Origin of the sequence: Rhodoferax sp. (assembly GCF_023701345.1) — a bacterium.
In the GTDB taxonomy this organism is placed as follows: Bacteria; Pseudomonadota; Gammaproteobacteria; order Burkholderiales; family Burkholderiaceae_C; genus Rhodoferax.
Genome location: NZ_JAMPXE010000022.1, coordinates 24,111 through 33,358 on the forward strand (window position 1 = coordinate 24,111; position 9,248 = coordinate 33,358).

General features: G+C 58.7%; 6 protein-coding genes and 1 tRNA gene. 4 read left to right on the plus strand and 3 right to left on the minus strand.

The annotated features are described in order from the left end of the window. Positions 1–109: 109 nt before the first annotated feature. The 4 genes from glsA (at position 110) to NDI87_RS05025 (ending at position 5,972) form a co-directional block, all read left to right on the plus strand. Complete coding sequence (gene glsA / locus NDI87_RS05010; RefSeq protein WP_296273707.1) at positions 110–1,918, plus strand: glutaminase A; 1,809 nt, start codon at positions 110–112, stop codon at positions 1,916–1,918. Positions 1,919–1,993: 75 nt separating this feature from the next. Then, positions 1,994–3,367 (plus strand): hypothetical protein, encoded by a 1,374-nt coding sequence (locus NDI87_RS05015; RefSeq protein WP_296273708.1) that lies wholly within the window; start codon positions 1,994–1,996, stop codon positions 3,365–3,367. A gap of 138 nt (positions 3,368–3,505) precedes the next feature. After that, positions 3,506–3,979, plus strand: a complete 474-nt coding sequence (locus NDI87_RS05020) for a FecR domain-containing protein (RefSeq protein ID WP_296273709.1) — start codon at positions 3,506–3,508, stop codon at positions 3,977–3,979. A gap of 37 nt (positions 3,980–4,016) precedes the next feature. Next, positions 4,017–5,972: a TolC family outer membrane protein gene (locus NDI87_RS05025; RefSeq protein WP_296273710.1), complete on the plus strand. Its 1,956-nt coding sequence runs from the start codon at positions 4,017–4,019 to the stop codon at positions 5,970–5,972. A gap of 18 nt (positions 5,973–5,990) precedes the next feature. On the opposite strand, the gene NDI87_RS05030 is transcribed toward NDI87_RS05025, so the two are convergent. The 3 genes from NDI87_RS05030 to hrcA form a co-directional block, all read right to left on the minus strand. Beyond that, positions 5,991–8,099: an adenylate/guanylate cyclase domain-containing protein gene (locus tag NDI87_RS05030; RefSeq protein ID WP_296273711.1), complete on the minus strand. Its 2,109-nt coding sequence runs from the start codon at positions 8,097–8,099 to the stop codon at positions 5,991–5,993. Between the two features lie 118 nt (positions 8,100–8,217). Continuing rightward, positions 8,218–8,294, minus strand: a tRNA-Ile gene (locus NDI87_RS05035). 24 nt (positions 8,295–8,318) lie between these two features. Continuing rightward, positions 8,319–9,248: heat-inducible transcriptional repressor HrcA (gene hrcA, locus NDI87_RS05040; RefSeq protein ID WP_296273712.1), on the minus strand; the 930-nt coding region annotated here is incomplete at its 5' end.

The window sequence follows — 9,248 nt, forward strand, 5'->3', positions numbered from 1 at the left end:
CGCAGCAAACGGGCGGTGACCGTCATGATGCACCCGACAAACGCGCGACCGGGACCACACAGGCATTGTTATTGCTTCAGCGCAAGCACCTAACTCACTTTGCACCAACGTGGCCAAATCTCCAATCCAGGATTACCTTCAGGCTTTACACGCCCGTTTCAGTGGCTTGACGTCTGGCAGGGTGGCTGATTACATTCCAGAACTGAGTCTGGCTGACCCCGGGTGGTTTGGCATTTGCATCGCCACCCAGGATGGTCATGTCTATGAGGTGGGCGACTGCAGCCAGCCCTTCACCATCCAGTCCGTCTCCAAACCCCTGACTTACGGGCGGGCGCTTGAACAGCATGGCGAAGCCGCGGTGCTTGAAAAAATCGGCGTCGAACCTTCAGGCGACGCTTTCAATGCCATCAGCCTGCACCCCCAAAGCGGCACGCCGCTCAATCCACTCATCAATGCAGGTGCCATTGCCGCCTGCGGCCTGGTTCCTGGCGACAGCATGGAGGACAAGACCGCGACCATACTGGAAACCTTCTCCCGTTACGCCGGCCGCCAGCTTGACATTGACCACAAGGTTTATGAGTCAGAAAGTGAAACCGGGCACCGCAATCGCGCCATCGGCTGGATGCTGCGCAATTTCTCGGTTATTGAAGATGATCCCACGGCCACCCTGGAAACCTACTTTCAGCAGTGCTCGATCCGCGTCACCTGTCGCGATCTGGCCATCATGGGCGCCACCCTCGCCAACGGCGGCGTCAACCCGATCACAGGCCAACGCGCCATCCCTGAGAAATACGTTGCCAACGTCCTTTCCGTGATGGCCACCTGCGGCATGTACGACGCCTCGGGCGACTGGCTTTACCGTACCGGACTGCCCGCCAAGAGCGGTGTCGGCGGCGGCATCATGGCGGTGCAGCCGGGTCGCCTCGGGATTGCCGTCTTCTCGCCCAGACTCGACCAACAGGGCAACAGCGTTCGCGGGCTCGCCGTCTGCCATGCCTTGACGGCCGATCTGGGCCTGCACATGTTTGATGCATCGCAGCGTGCCATCCCGGCCATCCGCAGGGCCACCACCCGACGCTCGGTCAAATCCAACCAGCGCCGTGCTCAACAGGCCAATGACTACCTCTTGAGCGTCGGCAAAAGATTGCGCGTTTTCCATCTTCATGGTGCCCTGACCTTCGCCTCCATTGAGTCGGTTGTCCGAACCCTGACGCTGGAATCAGCCAGCACCAACGTTTTCATCGTCAACCTCAAACTGGTGCAGGGGATTGACCGCGCGGCAGCGAATTTTCTGGCTGGCATACGGGCCGAGCTATCGGGTCTTGGCAAAGAATTGATCTTTACCGAGGCAGGTGCCTGCTGGCAACCCCTGATTGGCGCGGGTGTTGACCGCGAGGCTTTTTTTTCTGATGATGATTTTGCGCTGGAGTATGGAGAAAACCGGATTCTTGCCAACCGTTTTCCGAATCCTGCCGGGAGCAGCCAGACCTCTTTGGCTGAATGTGATCTGTTTCTCGGACTCAGCACACAAGAGTTGGCATGGGTCGATCAGTTGCTGGCCTCCCGAACGTACGCACAAGGTCAAACCATCATCACCGCTGGCCAGGCCTCGAACGAACTGTTTGTCTTGACGGCAGGCGCCGCCATGGTCAGCATCTCAACCCAGGACGGTATCGCCCGACTCGACGCCTTCTCATCGGGCGCGACCTTTGGCGAGGTGGCTTTTCTGGACCGTTCACCGCGTTCGGCCAACGTCACGGCGCTCAGCCCGGTGGCGTGCCGCGTGCTGAGTCGCGAAGCCTTTGACCAGCTCGATACCCAGTCGCCCACGATCAAGATTCGCCTGCTCAGCAACCTGGCCGGCAGGCTGACCAGCATGCTGCGCCAGAATGGCCGTGAACTCGCAGCCCTGAAATAACACGCATTCATGTTCAAATGCCTTCACCTTGAACGGTACATCTACTGTTCGGTGTGAACATAGGAGCTGTTTGACGTGCCGATCGATACGGTCCATCGCATGAATGACTGGTTTGACCATGCCTTCCAGGGCTTGTCAGTGCATGTGCCCCCTGCCGAAGTACAGACAATGGCCATGCTGGTGCACCAGTGCATGGAAGAAAAAACGCGGACTTACCACACCGCTTTTCATGTTCTTGGCTTGTGCGAAGGCATGCAACCGATCCAGGTGCTGGCTGCACTTTTTCATGACGTGGTGTTTTACCAGGCTGACGGGGGGATCCCGGCTTGCGTGTCCACCTTGCTGGAGGATGTGGCGCGACCTGAAGCAAGGTTCTTGCGGCTGCTGGAAATTGCGCCCGATGACCGGGCGATTGCCCTCTGTGTTGATATTTTTGGTTTTCATCCAGGACAATGCCTGTCGCCGCGCAATGGCATGAATGAATTTCTGAGTGCCGTGGTCGCCGCTCGGCTGCTGCAAGCGCATTTGAGCGATGCGCAGTTGATGGCCGTGGTGGCCTGCATTGAATTGACCATCCCTTTTCGCGCACCCGATGCGAAGGGCAACACCGCAGCGCAAAGGCTGGCCCAGCGTGTTCAGGCACGTTGTATCAGCCTGGCACCCGCCCTGTTTGACAAGGACCGGCCAGGCGCTGCATTTGTCAAGACCACAGTGACAAACGCGGTGGACCTCGCCAATCGGGACGTGACCGGCTTCATCGAGGCAGCCCCCGAGTACTGCTTGATCAACTCCATGTTGCTGGTCGAAGAATCCATGATGCCGCGGGCCGCTTCTTGCGAAAAGTCCCTGCTGGCATACCGCAAGGCGCTGCTGGCCATGGACATTTTCTTAAGTCAGCTCAACCCGGCCTGGGTAGGTCAAAGCTATGAGGACCACCCCACCGCCGAAGCCGTCACACAGATGCAGATGACGGCCCGACAAAACATTGCGTTTGTACGTGACTACCTGGCGACCGTGCTGAGCACTGTGGCCATCATTGAGGCGTTGACGCGAAGCACGGGCACCGTCTGGCCCATGGCCCTGTTTCTCGACAGCATGCGCTGCGCAGAGGGTGGTCCGTTTCCAGCCCCCCCTAACAAACCCATCCTCCATGCCGATTTGCGCCAGTTGCTCAGACACGGACTTGCACCTGAGGGGAATCCCGGTCTGGGCGCATTGCCTCTCACCGCCGACATCTATGGTTTCCTCGGTCAGGTGGCCACCCAGCAAGTCCGGCAACAGGCGAAGCAGATGTTTGATGGCATTTTGACGCCGCTTGCATTTTTGCAAATGCTGGACTGCAACATGGTCAGCGCCATCATCCGCAACATGGCAAAAATTGACACGCCACACCGGGAACAACTTTTGGCTCTGGAACACAAGCTGAATGCCGTCAGCATGCCTATTTAGGCCCAGGGACATTACACGGCCAGCGTCAGCATTGACCGTCTTGCCAGATTACTTTTGAGATGAATCCGCCTTTGTTAAATTTTTTTGTAAAAAAGTGTGTTTATTGTTATAAGTACGTTCTTAAAGGAAGAGATAAAAATGAAAACCACCATCCACCACTATCTGACTGCAGGCGTCTTGTTCATACTCACAGGGACCATGCAGCTGTCACATGCCCAGGCCGAGAAAGTCGGAACGGTCAAAACCGTGAGCGGAGACGCCTGGGTCATTACGGGCGGGCAAAGCGTCAAGGCCCAGGTTGGCACCAACGTCCTCCTCGGAAGCCAACTCAAGACCGCCAAGGCCGCCAGCATGGGTGTGACCTTCAAGGACAACACCTTGATGTCGTTTGGGCCCGACACTGAATTGACGGTGGATGAATACCTGTTTGCACCGGCACAAGGCCAGTTCAAACTGGGGGCCAGGCTGGACAAGGGCAGCCTGAACTACCTCTCCGGTGTGATCGCCAAGCTCAAACCTGACGCGGTCTCGGTCAAAACGCCCACCGGGACCATTGGTGTGCGGGGCACGCAATTCCTGGTCAACGTGCAAGCACCTGCATCGAGCCATTGATTTCTCACCCATCAAACTATTATTTTCAGGGGCTCGCATGACATCAAATACAAAATTGACAGGCCTGATGCTGGCCCTGGTGACCGCTTGGGGCGCCCAGGCACAAGCCCTGCCAGAAACACTCGTGCAGGCAGCGCGCCAGGCGGTACTGACCAACCCTGATGTACAGGCGCGCTGGAATGGGTTCAAGGCTGCCGGCAACGAACAGGACATCACACGCGCAGGTTTTCTGCCCCGGCTTGATGTACAAGCTTCGGCAGGCAGAGAAAGTCGCAAAACCCCATCCACCGATTACGGCAAATACAACGCCAAATCGTCCGGGATCACGCTGAACCAGATGCTGTTTGACGGCATGTTTACCGCCAGCGAGGCAAAACGCCTCGGCTATGCCAAACTGACGCGTTACTACGAACTGGCCGAAATTTCCGAGACCACCGCCATGGAGGCAGTTCGCGCCTACATTGACGTGACACGCTACCGCGAACTGGTCGATGCCGCCACGCAAAATTACGTCGAGCACAAACAGGCGGCACAACTGGTCGAAGAGCGCGCCTCCTCCGGCGTGAGCCGCGGCGCCGATGTCGAGCAGGCCAACGGCCGCCTGGCGCTGGCGGAATCCAGCCTGCTGACCGAGCTGACCAGCCTGCATGACGCCAGTGCGCGCTACCTGCGGGTCATCGGAGAAAAGCCCCCGGCCAGTCTGCCGGGCCTGCCCGAACCTTTCACGCTGGGCAAGATGCCCAGTTCCACTGACGCCTTGCTGCAGGAGGGGTTGCCAGCCAGTCCGACCCTGAACGCCGCTTTGGAAAACGCCCGCGCCTACCAACAGGCGCGTGCATCGCGGCAAGCCGCCTTCATGCCGCGACTGGACTTTCGCGCCTATCAAAACCGCGACAAGAATCTGGATGGCATCGCGGGCAATACCAAAGTCAGTGGCATGGAACTGGCGCTGAACTACAACCTTTACCGTGGTGGTGCCGACGGCGCCAGAAAAAACCAGGCAGCAGACCAACAAGCGCAGGCGCGCGACCTGCAGGACAAAGCCTGCCGCGATGTACGCCAGACCCTGACCATTGCCTACAGTGATGTGCTCCGCCTGAACGAGCAGTTGCGCTACATGGACCAGCACCGCCTGTCGACAGAAAAATCACGCGAGGCCTATCGCCAGCAGTTTGACATCGGCCAGCGTACCTTGCTGGATGTGCTGGACAGCCAAAGCGAATATTTTGAGGCCACCCGCTCCTACATCAACGCCCGTCACAACCAGGCTGCTGCGCAGGCGCGCACACTGGCTGGCATGGGCCAACTGGTGACGGCACTGGGGGCGAAACGCGCCGACGTGCCTGCAGCAGAAGCGGCCGGGCAGGACCGCAGCCGCATGGACACAACGGACTTATGCGCATTTGAAGTGACCGAGGTGGACAGTGTCGACGCCATCAAGGCCAGGTTTACAACGCCAACTGCCTCAGCCGGTTCCTACGTTGTGTTGATCCCGAGTCCTGACGGCAGCATTGGACGGATCACCGTGCAAAGCAAACAGGGCGAGCAGGTGCTGATCCAATCGGGGCAGGCTGTGCCCCTGGCTGGCGGCGCAAGCTTTGAGGTGGACAAGAAAAAAATGCAGCAGGATTTTGGCGCGGCAATGGCTGCCCGGCCGCCAGTTCCTGAACAGTTTGTGCTGTACTTCCTCCGGGGTGGTACGCGACTCACCCAAGAGTCTCAGGCCTTGTTGCCCAAAATGCTGGCGCGCGCCAAAGAACGCAAAATGCTCGATGTCTGGCTGGTGGGTCACACCGACACCGTTGGCGAGCCAAACCGCAACCATGCACTGGGGCTCAAACGCGCACAGACCATTGCCAGACAGTTTCAAAAACTGGGTTTGAAAGATATCGCCATGACCATCGAATCTTATGGCGAGCGCAGCCCGCAGGTTGCAACCCCGGACGAAACCAACGAGCCGCGCAACCGTCGTGGTGAAGTGACTTTGCGTTAACACCCCCCGGTGCGCTTGCTACTTCTCTGACATCACGATCAAATCGCCGGTCTGGTTCTCTTGCAGTCGCTGCAAGTGCAGCCGAACCAGCGGATCCTCGGGCCGCTCCCGGGCCAACTGCTCAAACGCGACCCGGGCTGCCACCGGGTCTTGTGTGAGCAGCGCGTAAGCGGCTGCGTACTCTGGATCATCCAGCGGCGCGCCAGGAACTTCCAGTCCATTGTGAATAGGCTGAAACACCATCAATGGCTCCGTCTTGCCCTTGAGCACCAGGCGACCCACAGGACGGGTAACAACGCCGGTACAGCCTGACAAGGTGTTCTCGGAGACACAGATTCGCGTACCGAGATGCTTATTGACACTTTCCAGGCGCGACGCCGTGTTGATCGTATCCCCGAGGGCACGGTAGTCAAACATGTGCGAACCACCAAAATTGCCGACGATGACAGTTCCCGAATGCACCCCGATGCGGGTCTGGCCAAAAGCAAGTCCCTTGGCCCCCCTTATGTCATCCGCGTAACGCGAGGCAAAGCGCTGCATGGCAATCGCGCAACTCAAGGCACGCTGGCGGTGGTCGGGCTGCTGCACGGGCGCCGAAAACATGATCACCACGGCATCACCAATGATGCGCTCCAGCGTGCCATTGAAGGAAAACGCAATACTGATCATTTGATCCAGGTAGGCATTCAGCAGCGCCACCACTTCGGCTGGATCGATCTTTTCCATCAAACTGGTAAAACCCGCCAGATCGGTAAAAATGAAGCTGCATTCCTGACGTTTTCCCCCCAGTTCAAGTTGATCCGGATGCTCAACAATGTAGGTCACCAGATTGGGCGACACGTAGCGCGAAAAGGCCTCACGAACAAAGCGCTGGCGGCGTTCGGTTGAAAGATGGTGCATGACACTGGACAGCGAAAAGGCTACAAAAATGCCCAGGGCAGGCGTGACCGGGTCGAGCAGCAAGCGGTGGTCGATAAAGGCCAACCAACCAGCCCAGATGACGCCACCGATCACCAGTAAGGTCACAAGGGCAGAGACCAGCGCGCCTGTCATCAGTGCCAGCGTGCCAAGCGCCAGACCACCAATGACGATGGTCAGGGCTTCGATCGAATTGGCCCAGGCCGGACGATAGAGATGACTGCCTGTGAGCACCTGTTCGAGCAACTGCGCATGGGCCTCAACCCCTGGCATGACACCGCCAAGCGGACTGAAGCGCAGATCCATCAGGCCCTGGGCAGATGTGCCCACCAGCAGCAGGGATCCCTGTAATTCGGCATCCGGAATTTCTCCCGCCAGAATTTTCCAGGCCGGGATGGTGCGCTCCTTGACGGGTCCGGTAAAGTGAACCCAGGCCTCGCCCGCCGCAGTGGTCGGCACGACAAACTGGCCAATTTTCACCTCGGTCATGCCAACACCCGGGGTTTCTGAGGTGCGCAGCATGTAGTTTTGCGCCCCCTGCCCCACCCGCAAAACTTCCGCCACCAGCGATGGCACCAGGGTGTCGCCCAACCGCAACAGCAGCGGCACGCGGCGCACCACGCCATCGTTGTCAGGCACAAACGTCAACACGCCGTTACCTGCGGCGGCCGCACTCAACAACGGCAAGGACGGTACCGCCCGGCTGAAGGCATGGGCAAAGGGCAAGGCCGACTCACCCATGCTGACGTACCGGTACTTCTGGGCTGGCAAAGCCAGACCGGTGCCTTCGCGTTCAACCGAGAAACCCAGCACCACGCCGCCGGGTTCCAGCGCAGCTGCAAACAGATCATCATGGTCCGGCAGGCCGGCAATACTGTGCTGTGCTGAGGTGGGCAGGCTCCAGATATTGAGCATGGCCTTGGGCGAGGTCCGGTCGGGTTCGGCAAACAACACGTCAAAGCCAACCGCCGCCACCCCGGCCTTGCGCAAGCGTTCCACCAGCTCTGCAATCCTGCTGCGGGGCCAGGGCCATTGACCAACTTTGGTCAGACTTTCCTCATCGATGTCAATGATTCTTACCGGTACCGGCTGGTAGACACGCGGGTGAACTCTTTGGTATTGATCAAACACCGCCTGACGCAAGGTTTGCATCAAGGGCGGATCAATCAGCAGAAGGGCGGCACCGATACCGACGGCCAACAATGGCATCAGTATGCTCAAGCTCAAATGAAACCAACGACGCATTGTGTGGTCCTTCATACGGCTGAAATAATGAACGCGGATCAATCGTTGTCATGCCGCTGATCTGTTTGAGATTCAGACAGAATGGTGGGCCGTGTAGGACTTGAACCTACGACCAAAGGATTATGAGTCCTCTGCTCTAACCAACTGAGCTAACGGCCCGACCGAGTTGCGGATTGTAATGGGCTACTTATGATGACTCAGCGCGTTGCTGACCAATTTGGACGTGATATCCACAATCTGGATCATGCGGTCATAAGCCATGCGGGTGGGGCCGACGACGCCCAGCGTGCCCACCACCTGACCATCCACCTCGTAGGGTGCGCTGACGATGGAGAGGTCTTCAAATGGCACCACCTGGCTTTCGCCCCCAATGAAAATGCGCACCCCTTCGGCCTGGCCGGTCACATCGAGCAAACGCATGAGCTGGGCTTTTTGCTCGAACAGGTCAAAGGCGCGGCGCAGATGGCTCATGTCGTTGGAGAAATCACTGACCGACAGCAGATTTCTCTCGCCGGAAATGATCACTTCGTCCTGCGCTTCGGTCATGGCCTCGGTATTGGCCGCCACGGCGGCGTTCATCAGGCTGGCAATTTCGCTGCGCAAGGAATCCACCTCGTTCTTGAGCCGCTCGCGCACCTGCTCAATCGCCAGGCCGACATAGTTGGTGTTGAGGTAGTTGGCGGCTTCCACCAGTTGCGACTGGGTGTAATCGACCTCGGTAAAAATGACCCGGTTTTGCACGTCGCCCTCGGGTGACACGATGATGACCAGCAGGCGCCGCTCGGACAGCCGCAAGAACTCGATATGCCGGAACACCGAGGTGCGCTTCGGCGCAATGACCACGCCGACAAACTGGGACAGGCTCGACAGCAGATTGGCCGCGTTGGAGATCACTTTTTGCGGCTGGTCATGCGCCAGGCTGGGCGTGCCGATGTGGCCGCGCTGCACCGTGAGCATGGTGTCGACAAACAGACGGTAGCCGCGCGCCGTGGGAATGCGTCCGGCCGAGGTGTGGGGGCTGGCAATCAGGCCCAGTTCTTCCAGGTCGGACATCACGTTACGAATGGTCGCCGGTGACAAATCCAGGCCCGAGGCGCGCGACAAGGTGCGCGA